At 60.3% G+C, this 15,335-nt stretch carries 17 protein-coding genes; 7 read left to right on the forward strand and 10 right to left on the reverse strand.

Annotated elements, in window-relative coordinates:
* Positions 1-13: 13 nt before the first annotated feature.
* Positions 14-604 carry a TlpA disulfide reductase family protein gene (locus tag Q1K29_RS03785; RefSeq protein ID WP_300391617.1) on the forward strand — a complete coding sequence of 197 codons (591 nt, stop codon included), beginning with the start codon at positions 14-16 and terminating at the stop codon, positions 602-604.
* On the opposite strand, the gene Q1K29_RS03790 is transcribed toward Q1K29_RS03785, so the two are convergent.
* Positions 601-1,437, reverse strand: coding sequence for a hypothetical protein (locus Q1K29_RS03790; RefSeq protein ID WP_300391618.1), 837 nt, complete (start codon positions 1,435-1,437; stop codon positions 601-603). The two genes, Q1K29_RS03785 and Q1K29_RS03790, sit on opposite strands and share 4 nt — an antisense overlap.
* Before the next feature lie 48 nt (positions 1,438-1,485).
* On the opposite strand from Q1K29_RS03790, the gene Q1K29_RS03795 reads away from it, so the two are divergent.
* Positions 1,486-2,184, forward strand: coding sequence for a Fe2+-dependent dioxygenase (locus tag Q1K29_RS03795; protein ID WP_300391619.1), 699 nt, complete (start codon positions 1,486-1,488; stop codon positions 2,182-2,184).
* Here the strand turns inward: Q1K29_RS03795 and Q1K29_RS03800 are convergent.
* From Q1K29_RS03800 to rpmB, 5 genes are all read right to left on the reverse strand, one after another.
* Positions 2,181-3,251, reverse strand: a complete 1,071-nt coding sequence (locus Q1K29_RS03800; protein ID WP_300391620.1) for an esterase-like activity of phytase family protein — start codon at positions 3,249-3,251, stop codon at positions 2,181-2,183. The genes Q1K29_RS03795 and Q1K29_RS03800 overlap by 4 nt on opposite strands.
* A 36-nt stretch (positions 3,252-3,287) precedes the next feature.
* Complete coding sequence (cobT, locus tag Q1K29_RS03805; RefSeq protein WP_300391621.1) at positions 3,288-5,300, reverse strand: cobaltochelatase subunit CobT; 2,013 nt, start codon at positions 5,298-5,300, stop codon at positions 3,288-3,290.
* 73 nt (positions 5,301-5,373) lie between these two features.
* Entirely contained in the window at positions 5,374-6,357 is a 984-nt protein-coding gene (gene cobS, locus Q1K29_RS03810) for a cobaltochelatase subunit CobS (RefSeq protein WP_300391622.1), read from the reverse strand.
* A gap of 88 nt (positions 6,358-6,445) precedes the next feature.
* The gene (locus Q1K29_RS03815) at positions 6,446-8,122 is read right to left on the reverse strand and encodes an amidohydrolase (protein ID WP_300391623.1); all 1,677 of its coding nucleotides are present in this window, start codon (positions 8,120-8,122) and stop codon (positions 6,446-6,448) included.
* 124 nt (positions 8,123-8,246) lie between these two features.
* Positions 8,247-8,543 carry a 50S ribosomal protein L28 gene (rpmB, locus tag Q1K29_RS03820; RefSeq protein WP_300391624.1) on the reverse strand — a complete coding sequence of 99 codons (297 nt, stop codon included), beginning with the start codon at positions 8,541-8,543 and terminating at the stop codon, positions 8,247-8,249.
* A gap of 215 nt (positions 8,544-8,758) precedes the next feature.
* On the opposite strand from rpmB, the gene Q1K29_RS03825 reads away from it, so the two are divergent.
* Together Q1K29_RS03825 and Q1K29_RS03830 are read left to right on the forward strand one after the other, a co-directional pair.
* Positions 8,759-9,631 (forward strand): DUF3108 domain-containing protein, encoded by an 873-nt coding sequence (locus Q1K29_RS03825; protein ID WP_300391625.1) that lies wholly within the window; start codon positions 8,759-8,761, stop codon positions 9,629-9,631.
* Positions 9,632-9,699: 68 nt separating this feature from the next.
* Positions 9,700-10,515 carry an exodeoxyribonuclease III gene (locus tag Q1K29_RS03830; RefSeq protein WP_300391626.1) on the forward strand — a complete coding sequence of 272 codons (816 nt, stop codon included), beginning with the start codon at positions 9,700-9,702 and terminating at the stop codon, positions 10,513-10,515.
* A 3-nt stretch (positions 10,516-10,518) separates the two neighbouring features.
* Here Q1K29_RS03830 and Q1K29_RS03835 read toward each other — a convergent pair whose 3' ends face one another.
* Positions 10,519-11,208 carry a response regulator transcription factor gene (locus tag Q1K29_RS03835; RefSeq protein WP_300391627.1) on the reverse strand — a complete coding sequence of 230 codons (690 nt, stop codon included), beginning with the start codon at positions 11,206-11,208 and terminating at the stop codon, positions 10,519-10,521.
* A 104-nt stretch (positions 11,209-11,312) separates the two neighbouring features.
* Between Q1K29_RS03835 and Q1K29_RS03840 the strand changes: the two genes are divergently transcribed.
* Positions 11,313-11,822: a L,D-transpeptidase family protein gene (locus Q1K29_RS03840; RefSeq protein WP_300391628.1), complete on the forward strand. Its 510-nt coding sequence runs from the start codon at positions 11,313-11,315 to the stop codon at positions 11,820-11,822.
* On the opposite strand, the gene Q1K29_RS03845 is transcribed toward Q1K29_RS03840, so the two are convergent.
* Positions 11,819-12,487 carry a YggS family pyridoxal phosphate-dependent enzyme gene (locus Q1K29_RS03845; protein WP_300391629.1) on the reverse strand — a complete coding sequence of 223 codons (669 nt, stop codon included), beginning with the start codon at positions 12,485-12,487 and terminating at the stop codon, positions 11,819-11,821. The genes Q1K29_RS03840 and Q1K29_RS03845 overlap by 4 nt on opposite strands.
* Here Q1K29_RS03845 and Q1K29_RS03850 point away from each other — a divergent pair.
* Positions 12,486-13,118 (forward strand): thiamine phosphate synthase, encoded by a 633-nt coding sequence (locus tag Q1K29_RS03850; RefSeq protein WP_300391630.1) that lies wholly within the window; start codon positions 12,486-12,488, stop codon positions 13,116-13,118. The genes Q1K29_RS03845 and Q1K29_RS03850 overlap by 2 nt on opposite strands.
* On the opposite strand, the gene Q1K29_RS03855 is transcribed toward Q1K29_RS03850, so the two are convergent.
* Both Q1K29_RS03855 and Q1K29_RS03860 read right to left on the reverse strand, forming a co-directional pair.
* Positions 13,108-13,548 carry an NtrZ family periplasmic regulatory protein gene (locus Q1K29_RS03855; protein ID WP_300391631.1) on the reverse strand — a complete coding sequence of 147 codons (441 nt, stop codon included), beginning with the start codon at positions 13,546-13,548 and terminating at the stop codon, positions 13,108-13,110. The genes Q1K29_RS03850 and Q1K29_RS03855 overlap by 11 nt on opposite strands.
* Before the next feature lie 48 nt (positions 13,549-13,596).
* Complete coding sequence (locus Q1K29_RS03860) at positions 13,597-14,763, reverse strand: porin (RefSeq protein ID WP_300391632.1); 1,167 nt, start codon at positions 14,761-14,763, stop codon at positions 13,597-13,599.
* Positions 14,764-14,874: 111 nt separating this feature from the next.
* On the opposite strand from Q1K29_RS03860, the gene Q1K29_RS03865 reads away from it, so the two are divergent.
* The gene (locus Q1K29_RS03865; protein WP_300391633.1) at positions 14,875-15,303 is read left to right on the forward strand and encodes a DUF3576 domain-containing protein; all 429 of its coding nucleotides are present in this window, start codon (positions 14,875-14,877) and stop codon (positions 15,301-15,303) included.
* The last annotated feature ends 32 nt before the right edge of the window (positions 15,304-15,335 follow it).

Below are 15,335 nucleotides of genomic sequence, written 5' to 3' on the forward strand. Positions count from 1 at the left end.
TTTGGAGCTTTCTATGCCCCGTATAGCGAAATACGCCATAGTGTTGATGCTCGCCGGACTTGTTGTCGCGGTGTCTTTTGCACTGCTGAGCGCAACATCCAAGGGCGGAAGCAAGGACCCGGTGGAAAAACTCGCGACAGGGACGCTCGCAAAGCTCGATGTCTCTCAGCGCGGTGAGGGTATGTCAGACGCCACTTTTGAAGGCCCCGATGGCACTGAAGCGACACTGGCCGACTTCAAAGGGAAGGTAACGCTCGTGAATTTCTGGGCGACCTGGTGTGGCCCATGCGAACGCGAGATGCCGTCACTGGCGGCCCTGGAAAGCGCGAAGGGCAGCGACAACTTCCAGGTTATTGCCATCAGCGTCGATGCCACGGAAGACAAGGATTATGCGATCCAGCGCCTGCAGGAACTCACGGGCGGCGTGCTCGACTTCTACTTTGCTCCACCGGAAAACTGGGACGTCGTCTACGATGCCGGTGCACGCGGATTTCCGACCACCATCATCTACGATGCCAATGGCGAAGAGATCGCGCGGCTCTCTGGCGAAGCCCAGTGGGATTCCTATGAAGCCGCCGCGCTGATCGACACCATCACGGACTAGCGGATCGCCGAAAGTTCCAGTTGTACGCGTGAGACCTGCGACGCCACCTGATCGACGGGGGCGGGGCTGGAATCGGCGAGCGGCGCATCCGCCCACATCGCGGCCAACACTTCCAGCTCTTCGCGAACGGCCTCTCCCGCCTCCCCTTCGAGGCCCGAGGCATAGTCAGACGCCACTTTTATGAAACCGAAGGCGTCCGCATACTCACCAGCATTGACGATCTCACCATCGGTGACCCCGACACGATACTCCTCAAGCGTAGTGTCGAGCAGGAAGTTGAGGATGTCCTTGTCACTGCCCCCCGCCTCATCGGCCAGCATGGCCAGGTTTTCCTCGGCCTGGGCGAGTTTGTCCTCGATATCATCGGAAGCCGTACCGGCCTCGAGTTCATCGGAAATCTCGACAAACAGCTCTCCATTGAAGCCAAGCTCATCCAGGCCTTCGCGTTCCTGCGCGTGTGTTTCGGAAACAGGGTGAAGCAGGTGCTTCGCCGCCTGCTCCGGCGCACCGGCACGATAAAGCGCAAGCCCTGCTGCGACGTGACCGCGCATGAAGGCGAGCCGGTTCTCGATCGGCAAGGTTTCCATTGTGTGGGCGCCGCCTTCTCCACCTTCGCCCTCACCGCCTTCACCGGCTTCACCGGCATAAGCACCTTCTCCGCCTTCACCGGAAGGCGCCGAGACCTGGCTGGCTTCTCCGGCTTCACCGGCGACTTCGGCTTCTGCGCCTTCCCCTGTCTCGCCAGCTTCGCCACCGCACGCCGCGAGAGACGTGGAGCCGAGCAGGGCGGCGGTCAGGCCGAGGCGGACGAAGTTGCGAGGCGTGAAGGTCATTGCAGGCTCCAGCTATGTGCGGGGTGACTTTTTGATGCTCTTGCATTAATGCAAATCATTCTCAAGCTCAACGGCGTCCTCATGTATTTTTCAGTCCCCGATGTCCTGCCGCCGGAAGATGTTCACCGGGTCCGCAAAAAGGCCGCCCAGCTCGACTGGGCCGATGGCCGCTCAACTGCAGGCCGCACCGCCAAGACGGTAAAATCCAACCTCCAGGCCGACCTGACCAGCGATCTTGGGCAAGGCCTTCACGATTTCCTGATGAAAGCGATTTCCGGACACAGCCTTGTAAAACGCTCCGCCCGGCCCAAACGCTTTTCCCGGCTGCTCCTCAGCCGAACAGAAGGCGGCGGGCATTATGGCTACCATGTCGATAATGCGATCATGGGCCGGGATGGACACCAGCTCCGGACCGACCTCTCCTTCACGCTCTTCCTGTCCGACCCAGAGAGCTATGACGGCGGTGAACTGAACATGATGCTTCCCGCCGGGGACTTCGATGCCAAGCCCGCTGCCGGTACGCTGATCCTGTACCCCTCAGGCGCACTCCATCAGGTGAAGCCCGTGACCTCCGGCTCACGACTGGCCTGTGTCGGCTGGATCGAGAGCCGGATCCAGCGGCAGGACCAGCGCGAACTTCTCTTCGACCTGGAAACGGTTCGCGCCTCCCTTCAATCCGGTCAGAACGAACAGCGCCTGGTGATAGACAAGTCGATCTCGAACCTCATCCGGATGTGGGCCGGCTAGCCCACTGTTGAGCGCACGCGGAAGGCAAAAAGCAACGTCCTCTGCTTCTCGCTGAAATTGTCGTCAGCAATGATGAAGAGGCGTATATCGCCGTCCGGACCCTCGCTGACGGCGATGCCCTCGAAATTGTCGACGGTTATCGGACGGGCGATGCGGCCAAGGATGCGCGTCTTCTTCTGCGGACCTGTTGCCGTAATCAGGATCGAGTTGCCCGTCAGCGGATTGTAGGCGCGGTGCAGGCTGTAAAGAGTCCCATCCTTTGCATCCAGCCCGACGAGCGGAAGACCCTCTCCGTCGATCCACTCGCGCGCGGCAAATTGCGGAACACCGCCTTCGTCAATCACGGCGACAGGACCAAGCCGGTCGATGACGGTTTCGAGGCCGACAAGTAGCTGGCGGTCGAGCTGGGCCAGGCCTTCGGCACCGGAATTTCCTCTGATCGAGGCGCCTAGCGAGGCTGGAGAGCTGGTGATGTCGGAGACCGGGATACCCCGCGCATTGCTGCCGCAGGTGCCGTAGGCATAGGCCAGCACACGGTGATGACGCTCGAAACTGATAAACGCCAGACCATCATCGTATTCCAAACCCTCCGAGTCCGCCTCGGCCTTGCCGGGCATGATTTCGCCGGAGGCATCGCGCAAGAAGGCAAGGGTCGCCTGTCCGGTCGGCGCCAATTCCGAGGGGTCAAACCCGATCTCCACCAGCGCTCCGCCATCGGAGACCGCGAGCAAGTCTCCTGTAGGCAGGACCTTCAGACCTGACAGACCACCAAAGGACCCGGGCGCCGCTGAAAGCGCCCAGCCGCCAAGATAGTCCAGTCCGCCGAGCGCCTCGCTGGCTGTCGCTTCATCCCCGAGCGTGACAGGCTTCACATCCAGCAGGAAGGACATCGCGAAACCATCGCCCGTCCCGTCCGGGCAGGACTGCATGATCAAGTCATCGCGATGGTCTGCAACGTGCCATGCACTTTCAGCCGGAAGAGGCGAAAACTCTTCCGGGGCAGACCCACGGCACGCCGGTAGCAAACAGATGAGAAGCGCGAGACCAATGCATGCCGATGGTTTCATGGCCCTCATTCCTCTTTGGCGTAGCGGGCCCGGGCCCTAGGGTTTTGAGGCTTTTCGTGCGGCTTCCTGAAGGCTGGTCGTGCGCACATCGCGCCCCGCACCGACCTTCGAGCCATAGCGTGGACCGCCAGACCCGGTCGCGGAAACCCCGCTCGAATAGGAGCGCTTCTCGCCCCGAAGAGGCGGCACCGACATGGCGGTCGGGTCGGGCGCGTTACCCTTTTCGTCAAACAGGCTGGCAAGCTGCTCGGTCATCGCACCGCCGAGCTGTTCAGCGTCAACGATGGTCACAGCACGGCGATAGTAGCGCGTGACATCGTGGCCGATGCCGATAGCGATCAGTTCGACCGGGCTGCGGTTCTCGATTTCGGCGATGACCTGACGCAGGTGACGCTCAAGATAGTTGCCGACATTCACGCTCAGCGTTGAATCGTCGACCGGCGCACCGTCAGAAATCACCATCATGATCTTGCGCTGCTCCGGCCGGCCGAGAAGCCGCTCATGCGCCCAGAGCAGGGCTTCGCCGTCAATATTCTCCTTGAGAAGGCCCTCGCGCATCATCAGGCCAAGATTACGCCGCGCCCGGCGCCATGGCGCATCGGCGGACTTGTAGATGATATGGCGTAAATCATTGAGGCGACCCGGCCCCGCCGGTTTGTTCGCCTTGACCCAGTCCTCGCGTGAGAGGCCGCCTTTCCAGGCCTTGGTCGTGAAGCCAAGAATCTCGACCTTTACCCCACAGCGCTCGAGTGTCCGCGCGAGGATGTCCGCACAAAGGGCCGCAACCATGATGGGACGGCCGCGCATTGAGCCCGAATTGTCGAGCAGCAGCGTGACAACTGTGTCGCGGAATTCGCTGTCGTCTTCCTGCTTGAAGGAAAGTGGTACCGTTGGATCGGTGATGACCCGCGTCAGGCGGGCTGTATCGAGCACGCCTTCTTCCAGGTCGAAGGACCAGGACCGGTTCTGCTGCGCCATGAGACGGCGCTGCAAGCGGTTAGCCAGTTTGGACACCGCGCCCTGCAGAGACTGGAGCTGGTGGTCCAGATAGGCGCGCAGGCGTGCCAGCTCCTCCGGATCACAGAGATCGGGCGCATTGGCGACCTCGTCATGCGCCTTCGTATAGGTGCGGTAGACGAAGTCCTGCTTGTCGTCGCCTTCGCGGAAATTCGGACGCAGCGGCTTTGAGCCATCATCGCTCTCATCGACATCATCGTCGCCCTCGGCGTCAGCATCGGCGTCGACCTGGACGTTCGTCTCGTCGCCATCGACCTCGTCACTGTCACCTGCTTCCATCTCCTCGGTGGAGCTACCCTCGGTCTCATCACCCGCTTCCGGGTCATCGCTTGCCGTGCTCTGGTCTTCGGAGTCGGATTCTTCTTCGGCCTGACTGTCGTCTTCGCTATCCTCGCCGGACTCTTCACCCTCGGTCAGGTCCTTGATGAGCTTCTGCACCGTCTTTGCGAAAGCACGCTGGTCGTTCAGCTGCTCCATCAGCTTTTCGAGGGTATCGCCCCCCTTCTCGGTGATCTCGTCACGCCAGAGCGAAGCAATGCCCTCGGCTTCTGGCGGAAGGGCCCGTCCGGTCAGTCTCTCCCGAAGAAGGAATTCGAGTGCCGGGGCAATCGGCGCCTCGGTACGGTCCTGCATGCGGGTATAGCCCGCCTTCTCGCAGCGGGCTGCAAGTGCGGCATCCAGATTGTTGGCCGTACCGTCCATCGCGCGCGAGCCGATCGACTCGATGCGCGCGCGCTCCGCGGCTTCATAGACCTGCCGGGCCATCTCGCCGCTCGGACGCTCGGCATTGTGTGCCTCAGGGTCGTGATGCGCCATGCGCAGGGATAATGCGTCGGCTTCACCGCGCGCCCGCGCCGCCTGACGTTCTGAAAGTTCGCGCGGCGGCGTTTGCAGAACAAGCCTTTCACCCTCCGCTCTGCCAGCCTCAGCAGTGAACGACGCCTCGACATCGCGGGTCTGACTCATCGCCTTGGCGGTGGTTGCCAGCGCCTGCTTGAAGAGTTCGAATGGCGTGTCGTCGGTCTTGGCCATGGGACTCACATAGCGATTCTGCTCGCGGATGCGAAGCGTGATCGCAGGGAAAGGGTTCGGGCCGCGCCGCCGATTAAGCGACGCGCACCATCAGGGCACTCTCGGGCAGATCCTCGTCGAAGCAACGCTGATACATCTCCGCCACCAGCGGCCGCTCGAGTTCGTCGCACTTGTTCAGGAAGGTCATCCGGAACGAATGGCCCAGATCCCCGAAAATCTTGTAGTTCTCAGCCCAGGTAATCACCGTCCGCGGGCTCATCACGGTCGAAATATCCCCGTTCATGAAGGCATTCCGCGTAAGGTCGGCGAGCCGCACCATCTTGGAGAGCAGTTCCTTGTCGAGATCAGCCGCCTTCGTTGCGATGATCTCCACTTCGGCGTCATGCTCAAGATAGTTGAGCGTGGTGACGATGCTCCAGCGGTCCATCTGGCCCTGATTGAGCTGCTGCGTGCCGTGATAGAGACCCGTGGTATCGCCGAGCCCAACCGTATTGGTTGTGGCGAAAAGCCGGAAATAGGGGTTCGGCGAGATGACGCGGTTCTGGTCAAGCAGCGTCAGCCGTCCTGATGCTTCAAGAACGCGCTGGATCACGAACATCACGTCCGGGCGCCCGGCATCATACTCATCGAAGGTGATCGCAACCGGGCGCTGAAGCGCCCAGGGAAGGATACCTTCGCGGAATTCGGTCACCTGCTTGCCGTCGCGCAGCACGATCGCATCCTTGCCAACCATGTCGATCCGGCTGACATGACTGTCGAGGTTGATCCGGATCATCGGCCAGTTGAGGCGGGCGGCAACCTGCTCAATGTGGGTCGACTTGCCGGTACCGTGATAGCCCTGGACCATAACGCGGCGGTTGTGCTCGAAACCGGCAAGGATCGCCAGGGTCGTCTGAGGATCAAAGCGATAGGCGTCGTCGAATTCCGGCACATACTCCGTTTTGTCCTTGAATCCGTGAACGACCATGTCGGTGTCGATGCCGAACACGTCGCGGACCTTGATTTCTTCAGTCGGTTCAAGGCCGGTCAGAGCATCGGTTTCGCTGGTCAGGCTCATTAGGTGTAGTCTCCGAAATTCGCTTTCGTCTGTCAGATGGGGTTCTAGCACGCGAATGAAATGCGACTAGTGCGACGCAGGGTAAAGATCAGTCAGCCTGTTGCCACACTATTTCGCCCTGAACCACCGTCATGACGGGTTTTGCGTCGAGTATATTTTCCTCAGCCACGGTCAAGAGGTCGCGGTCGAAAACGGTAAAATCGGCGATCTTTCCGGCTTCGATCGTGCCGAGGTCGGTCTCCATGAACGAGGCATAGGCAGCTGCAGACGTGAAGAGCTCAAGCGCGCTGGTGCGCGAGATTGCCTGCTCCGGGTGCCAACCCTTGCCGGACAGGCCTTCAAGATCCTTGCGCACAACAGCGGCATAATACTCGATCAGCGGCGAGCCCACCTCCACGGGTGCGTCTGATCCACCGACGATAACGGCACCGGCGTCCAGAAGATCCTGCCAGGCATAAGCCCCGTCGAGACGCTCCATGCCGAGGCGGGCCGGCGCAAATTTCAGGTCGCCAATCGCGTGCGAGGGCTGCATCGATGCAATAAGGCCGAGATCCGCAATGCGCTGGATATCGGCCGGATCGAGAATTTGCGTGTGCTCAATGCGCCAGCGTTTGGCTTCGGTATAGCCGCCAGCGTCAAACGCCTCGATGATCCTGTGATTGGCAAGATCACCGATTGCATGAATGGCGAGCTGGTAACCGGCCTTATCGGCGTTTCGCATCTGCGCCTTCAGCCCCTCCGGCTCCAGAAGCGATAACCCTGACGTGTCGGGCCGGTCGGAATAGGGCTCCATGAGCAGCGCACCGCGGGAGCCGAGCGCGCCGTCCATATACAGCTTGACCGCCCGATTTGTTATAGTGTCCGTCTCGAAGGCGTGCTCGGCGGCAATCCCCGCGCCGGACTTGTCGTAGGCATTCCAGAGACGAAGCGGCATCAACCCTTCAGCATCAAGGTCTGCAAGAATTTCCGCATGCTCCGGCGGCACCGACATGTTGTGCACACCCGTCCAGCCACGGGACACATAGACTTTCGCACCCTCGATATAGGCGCGGCGGATATCATCTTCGCTCGGTTCGGCCAGCAATGCCCACACCGGCGACATGGCATTGTCGATCAGGATGCCCGTAGCCCGACCTGTCTCGTCGCGCTCGATCTTGCCGCCGGCAGGATCGGGCGTGGTCTCATCAATTCCGGCCGCTTCCAGCGCTGCCGAACTTGCGACCAGCGCATGTCCGTCCGAGCGTCCCAGAATGACGATCCGGTCGCCGACGGCAGCATCAAGATCAGCGGCTGACGGCATGCGCTCCTCCGGCCACCCGGTTTCGATCCACCCGCGCCCGGCGATGATGGCATCTGCCGGCACGGTATCAGCCTCCGCCTCAACCCGCGAAACCAGATCAGCGACAGACGCCGTCCCCGTAAGGTCGAGCGACAATTCCCGCTGCCCGATGCCGAGCAAGTGGGCATGACCATCGACAAAACCCGGATACATGACCGCCCCATCCAGGCTGATGATGCGAACCTCATCCTCCGACCAGTCTTGCGACAGCGGTGGAGCCGTCCCGACAATCCGACCGGCAGCATCGACTGTAACGGCCTCAACTGTCTCCGGGGTATCGAGACCGGTATAGATCGTACCGCCTGTATAGATGGTAAGGCGCCCGTCAGCTGCGGCGGTCTGAGTTTCCGTGTCGGGCGTGTCCGGAGCGGTTCCACACCCAGCCAGCAAGGCCGCGCTCACAGCAAGAAGTAATCTATGGATCATGGCTCACCCTCCGGTATGACTGGTCCGGCTTAACCGCTCGCCGTGGAAGGCACAACGTGATCGCAACGCAAAAAAAATGCGTCCCGGAGGACGCATTTCTCAATTCGTGTCAGTTTGCGGTGATTCAGGCTTCCGCGCCTTCTTCGGCCCGCTTCTGGATATCGCGCTTGATCTTCAGCGCTTTCGGCGAAAGCTTCTCGTCCTTCGCCTTGGCGAGATAGCCGTCAAGGCCGCCGAGCTTGTCGACCGTGCGCAGCGTTTTCGCCGCAATCCGCATCGAGAAAGCCTGGTTGAGGGCTTCCGACCGAAGGGTCACGTTCACCAGGTTCGGCAGGAACCGGCGCTTGGTCTTGATGTTCGAGTGGCTGACGGAGTGGCCGATAATCGGCTTGACGCCAGAAAGTTCGCATTCGCGTGCCATGGGGCGCTCGCTCAATCTAGATGTTCATGTAAAACAGAAGCGGCGCTCTTACGCGGCGATCGAACCCACGTCAACCGCTAGCCTCAGCAGGGAACGAATGACGTAACAGTGATTTAATTGCGGCAAAGCGGGGGCAGCCCTGTTCAGGCCGCATTCGGCAAGGCACATATAGACCCTCTCCCGTGGACTGGAGATAATAGAGGACACTCGCGACCATGAAACGACTGATCGCTGCAACCAGCCTTCTCGGCCTTATGTCTGTCGGCTCAATGGCCGCTGACACCGCTCCGCCCGCGCAGACGCCGCTCTCGGCGGTCAAGGCAGGGGAGCCGATGAAGATGGTTTACGAGGTCAAGGCGAATGCCTGGGCCCTGATCATCCCCATTACCGGCAAGGCCAACTTCCGCGTGGACATGAAGCCCGAAACCTACTCCATCAAAGGCAAGGTGAAGACGACGGGCCTGGCTGACATCCTCGTCAATTACGACATGGAGCTCGCAGCGAGCGGCTACGTCCGTGACGACCATCTCGAGACCTACGCCTATGTCTCACAGAATAGTGACGGCAAGAAGAACCGGCGAGTCGAGATGACCTATGGCAAGACCGATGTCGATATGACGGCCAAACCGAAATTCGGCAGCCTTGGTGAGCCGCCAGCCACCCCTGAACAGAAGCTCAACGCCAGCGATCCGCTGACGGCTTTCCTTGGCCACGGCTTCATTCCGCGCGCAGCCGGCGAGGATCCATGTGGCGGGCCGATGAAGATTTTCGACGGGCGTCAGCTGACCTGGCTTCACTTCGAGAACCATGGCCTCAAGCCGATCAAGACGCAGGGCTACAAGGGCGAGGCCTATGAATGCCATGTGAGCATGGATCGCATCGCAGGCTACGAAGAAGACGAGATCAACAAGGACACGCTGACCGGCATCGATGGCCCGCTTCGCATGTGGATGGCCCCGCTGCCCAACGGCGCAATCATGCCAGTGAAGATCCAGGCGGATACCGAGGACATCGGCACGGTAACGCTGCAGGTCTCGAAACTGAAATTCCTGCCCCTTGAAACGGAAGTGGCGGGCAATCCCGACTGATCGTCGCCATGAAGGATGCGTCCGGCCCGCGTTGACCAATTATGGCGGCGCGGGCTAAGGGCGTGCAAATGTCGAATTCGTCTTTCAAGATCACCACCTGGAACATCAACTCCGTACGCCTGCGGGCCCCGAATGTGCAGAAGTTTCTGGTGGCTGAGGCACCGGATGTCCTTTGCCTTCAGGAGATCAAGTGCCAGACAGGCGAATTTCCGGCCAAGGCCTTCAACGAGATCGGCTACAAGCATCATCAGGTGCTTGGCCAGTCGGGCGGTCATCATGGCGTCGCGATTGTCTCAAAACATCCGATCGAGCCGCTCACAGCCCTTCCGCTCTGCCGGGAGGGCCACTCCCGCGTACAGGCGGCGCTAATCGAAGGCTTCGAGATCCATAATATCTACCTGCCGGCTGGCGGCGATGTGCCTGATCCTGACGCAAACGAGAAGTTCGCGCACAAACTCGATTTTCTGGGGTGCATGGCACGCGACTACGCCAAAGCGCCGAATGGGCCCGTACCGCGCGTGCTGGTGGGGGACCTCAACGTCGCGCCGCACGAGAACGATGTTTGGTCGCACAAGCAACTGCTCAAGATTGTCTCTCATACGCCGGTGGAAACCGAAGCGTTGGAGAAAGCGCGCAAGGATGGCGGCTTCACCGACATTGCACGCGAACTCCATGAGGACGATCAGAAGCTCTACACCTGGTGGTCCTATCGGGCGAAAGACTGGGCCGCATCCAATCGCGGCCGTCGGCTTGATCATATCTGGGCGAACGACAAGGGAATGGGCCTTGTCGATCCGAGCAGCTATCGCATCCATCTAGGCTGGCGCGGCGGCTGGAAGCCATCGGATCACGCACCCGTCAGCACAACTTTCGCACGCGCCTGACCGTCAGCTGGCGTGGAGGCGGTAGCCGCCGGTTTCCGTCAGGAGCAGACGCGCATTCGCCGGATCGGGCTCAATCTTCTGGCGCAGCCGATAGACATGGGTTTCGAGCGTATGCGTCGTGACAGCCGCATTGTATCCCCACACTTCGGACAATAGTTCATCGCGCGGCACCGACTTCCCGCCCGCCCGGTAGAGGTATTTCAGGATATTGGTTTCCTTCTCAGTGAGCCTGATTTTGCGCTCGTCTTCGCGAACCAGAAGCTTCATCGCCGGATGGAACTCGTACGGCCCGACCATGAAGGTTGCGTCCTCGCTCTGCTCGAAACTCCTCAAATGGGCTCGCACGCGGGCAAGAAGGACCGAAAAGCGGAAAGGCTTGGTGACATAGTCATTGGCACCGGAATCGAGCCCCAGGATGGCATCGGCATCCGTATCCTGCCCTGTCAGCATGACAATGGGCGCGCGAACGCCGCGTGAGCGCATCACCTTGCAGGCTTCGCGTCCATCCATGTCCGGCAGCTCGACATCAAGCAGGATCAGGTCCAGCCGGTCACGCTCCGCGATCTTGAGGGCTTCGGTCGCATTCTCCGCTTCGAGACACTCGAAGCCATCATGGAGACCAAACTGCTCAGCGAGCGCGGCGCGCAAATCTTCATCATCATCGACAAGCAGGATTGTCTTCTTGCTCATCATTGGCCATCTCCGACGTAATAAGTGTTGCGCTCTTAAAAGCGCGTCCGGTGAGCTATCATCAAATCTTAGCCCCGGGGTCATATCACAATTTTGGGAGCATGCGCGTGACCGCACGATTCAAGACCACTTCCAGAGGCGGACTCGAAGGCGAGGGACTGTCGCTGATGTGCGCACATGGAAAGGGCGGTTTCATTGCAGCTGAGCAGAAAAGGGAAGGCGATGGCGCCTCTCCCATCGGAGTCTGGACCATGAAGCGCGTCTTCTGGCGGCCTGACCGCCTGTCCCGTCCCATAACCGGTCTGCCAACTGTGCCGCTTCGCGAACATGACGGGTGGTGCGATGAGGCAAGCGACCCACTCTATAACAGGCCCGTACGCTTGCCCTATCCAGCCAGTTGCGAGCGCCTGTGGCGCGATGACGCCATCTACGACATCATCGTGGAACTCGATCACAACAGCGCCCCGGTAGTGCCTGCCGCCGGCAGCGCGATCTTCTTTCACCTCGCGCGTCCGGACTATGCGGACACACAGGGCTGCATTGCCATTGCAAAAACCGACATGCTGGATGTCCTGGCCCTGAGTGGGCCGGGCAGCATTCTGGAAATCGCAGCCTAGGCTGCTTCCCGCTCACCGAAAAAGGCGCTGCCGACACGGACATGCGTGGCGCCAAACTGGGCAGCGAGCTCAAAATCGGAACTCATGCCCATGGACAAACCCTCCAGCCCGTTTTCTTTCGCGAGTTTGGCCAGAAGCGCAAAATGCGGTCCGGCCGGCTCATCGACTGGGGGGATGCACATGAGACCTTTGAGATAGCCGGGATAAGTCTCTCGGGTCTGCTTTACGAGATCTGCAAGTCCGGACGGTGCAACGCCAGCCTTTTGCGGCTCTTCGCCCGTGTTCACCTGGATGAACAGGTCAGGCGTGCGCCCGAGCTTTTCTGCAGCGTCGCTCAATGTCCGCACGATCTTTGGCCTGTCGACCGTCTGGATCACATCGAACAGGGCCACGGCATCTTCGGATTTGTTACTCTGCAATGGCCCGATCAGATGAAGCTTGAGGCCTTCGATATTGCGACGTTCCGACCAGTGGTCCTGTGCCTCCTGGACACGGTTCTCGCCGAACACGCGTTGACCACAATCAAGCGCGGCTTTTATGCGCTCGTCGGGCTGGCGTTTGGACACGGCGATCAGCTCGATCTCCCGCGATGATGCAGCTTCAAGCTGCTTCAGTATGGAGGCGCGATGAGCCGCTATCGTATCGGCAAGGGCGGTGCTAGTCATGGCGCCGATGAAGCATGAAGGCGCCAGTGACCGCAAGTTCCGTAATGCCGTGAGGCTAGCACACCGCCACGTTTCGAATGGCCTGCCACCCGGACTCTTCGTAACGGATCCATCGCGCACAAGCGATATACTCGAAACCGTCCACGCGCTGCCGGATGGTATAGGGGTGCTGTTTCGCCATTTCGGAAACCCGGACCAACTCACCCTGGCCCCGGATCTGGGACTACTTTGCCGGAGACAGGGAAGACCCCTGATCGTCAGTGCAGACCCGGAGCTGTGCGCGCAAATTCGCGCCTCCGGCGTTCACTGGCCGGCACGAATGACCGAAAGCAAACCCGTAAACCTCCGCACAGACCAGCTCAACACGATGAGCGTGCATGCCATTCGGGACGTCAGGAGGGCACAAACGCTTCATATGGACGCCGTTCTCATTTCCCCAGTTTTCGCTTCTGACAGCCCGAGTGCAGGCGCGCCGTTGGGGTTGCCGAGGCTCACAAGCTATGCGCGCAGGGCAGGCATGAATGTGTATGCGCTGGGAGGTGTGACAGCCAACAATGCAGAGCGCGTCGCCCGGATTGCCGGGTTTGCTTCTGTATCAGGTCTGGAAAAAGTCTACGGCCCTAGAACTTGAAGGCCGACCGCAGCCGGATGCCGGTCTCGACGGCCTCATCCTGAAGCTGGTCGAAGGCGCCATTGAGCTCGTTGGCCCCGACGCTGAGTGTGCCGCCAACGCTAATGCGTGGCGTGATGCGGAATTCGGCGCCGGCGCGCATTTCTTCCCGAGGAAGCGGCGAGTCGTCGGGGCGCGACGTCAGGTCGACGCTTAGTTGCCACTTGTCACCCTTAACCCAGGCGAGTCTCACTTCCTTGCTCGGGCGGCTCTGCCAGATCGGAGCATCTTCGGAAGGCGTGCTCAGCGTGAACTGGCGATACCAGTCCGGCTCGGCTTTTTCGGTTTCAGAAATGGAAGGTGCGGGCACATCAACGGGATTCACCTGCGCGACCGAATGGCCGGCAGCGCAGAGTGCAATCGCTGAAACTGTTACGAATCGTAGCCGCATTGTTCACCTTTGATCCCTAATTAAGGGGGAACAGCGTTTAAGAGAAGATTAATTGCCATTCATTCGGAAAAAATTGCCACTAAGTGTGATTTCTACCACAACACCGCGACCCCCAAGATCGTTGCCAGACGCAGCGAGCGTCTCGTCCTGATAGGCGACCGCAAGTTCGAGACCGTCAGCAATGTCGCGCCGCGCCGCGAGGCTCAATCCATCCCCCGCGAGGCGCGCGAGATCGTCGTCGGCCTCGCCATAATTCAGGGAAAGCTCCGTCTCGCCAATCTTCGTAGCCGCCCCGATTTCCCAAGCCGTGTAATCACCGGACTGGAAACCATTGTCGCTCGAGAGCCACGAGCCGCCAAACTCGAACGTATCGAATTCGAAATTTGCGCCTGCTGATACAGTACTGACGTTATCGCGCACACCTGTCGCTGGTGTGTCGACCTGTGCGGTAGACCAGGCAAGCGCCGTTTCGATCCGCACGCCTGACTGGCGAAGGGTCCGCGACAGGTTGAGCGCGATCTCCGCCGCATTCGAGAGCTCCACGCCCGTATCCTCCGGGCGCACATTGCGATCGAGACCGGCAGCCTCGGGCTCTGGTGTGAATGAGGCGGCCGCCCGAAGGCCCAGGATCCTTGGTGTTGCGTAGGTGATTTTGGCCGACGGGCCTGTCAGGTCGTGATTGGTACGAATGATCTTGATGCCGTCCGGGTCAATATACGGGTTGGCGATGGCCGCATGGGTCAGGACCGAAGGCGCGCCTTCGAAAAACCGGGCGGCCGCGCCTCGATCGCGCCCAACGCGTAATTCTCCATAGCCCCCGTCAAGCTCCAGATAGGCCGTCTCAAGCTGACCTCGTGCCCCCGTATCGGGGCGCTGCGGATCGCCCGAAAGGCCGGAAAACGCGCCCGCCGGTCCGGGCGCACCACCAAAATTGCCAAGAAATCCCGGTCGTGACGGATGGTCTCGCTGTCCACGCAAGGTCAGCCGCCCGCCAATCTGCAGCCCATTTTCGAGGACTTTTTCGAATCGGTTGTCGAGCGTGATCTCGTAGAGAACATCCTCGCTGTCCGTACCCGGCTTGGTATCGTGAAAGGCTGCGATCACCGTCACAGCCTCGATCTCGGACTCAAATTCGAAAGGTGCCCCCTGCGCCCACGCGGCCCCGCCCAGCGCACTTGCCGTCAGCAGTGCTGCACCAAAACGTGTCACTCGCATATCGCAGTCTTCCTCCGATTTTCCAACCACCGCAGAACGGCACTGGTCCGCAAGGTCGCAGATGCTATACAGGCCGGGAATGATAAAGATATTGCTGACAGGATTCTCGTCATGAAGCGCACAATTCAGATAGCCGTGGCGGTGGCCAGCGCCTTTGCCTTGTCCGGCTGCATTTTTGGCGGTGGCAAAAACCAGCCGACCAGTGTCGTCCAGGATTTCAAGGGCGGCGTGAACCCCTATCTCTGGCGCGCCAGCCTCGATACACTCGACACACTGCCTCTACAGACAGCCGATCCTGTGGGCGGCATCATCAATTACGACTGGAAGTCCTATCAGGGCGCCGAAGGTGAGCGTATCAAGGCGACAGTCTACATTCTCGACTCCCGTCTGCGTGCCGACGGCGTGAAAGTGTCGGTGTTCCGCCAGGTTCAAGAGGATGGCGAATGGCGTGATGCCGCTATCGATCCCGCCACCGGCATCCAGCTTGAAAATGCCATCCTGACCCGCGCCAGGGTTCTGAAATCATCCGAGCTGAGCTAGGCGAAGAGTCTTAGACAACAAACAATCGGGAG

This window comes from Henriciella sp. (genome assembly GCF_029937755.1).
Taxonomy (GTDB): domain Bacteria; phylum Pseudomonadota; class Alphaproteobacteria; order Caulobacterales; family Hyphomonadaceae; genus Henriciella.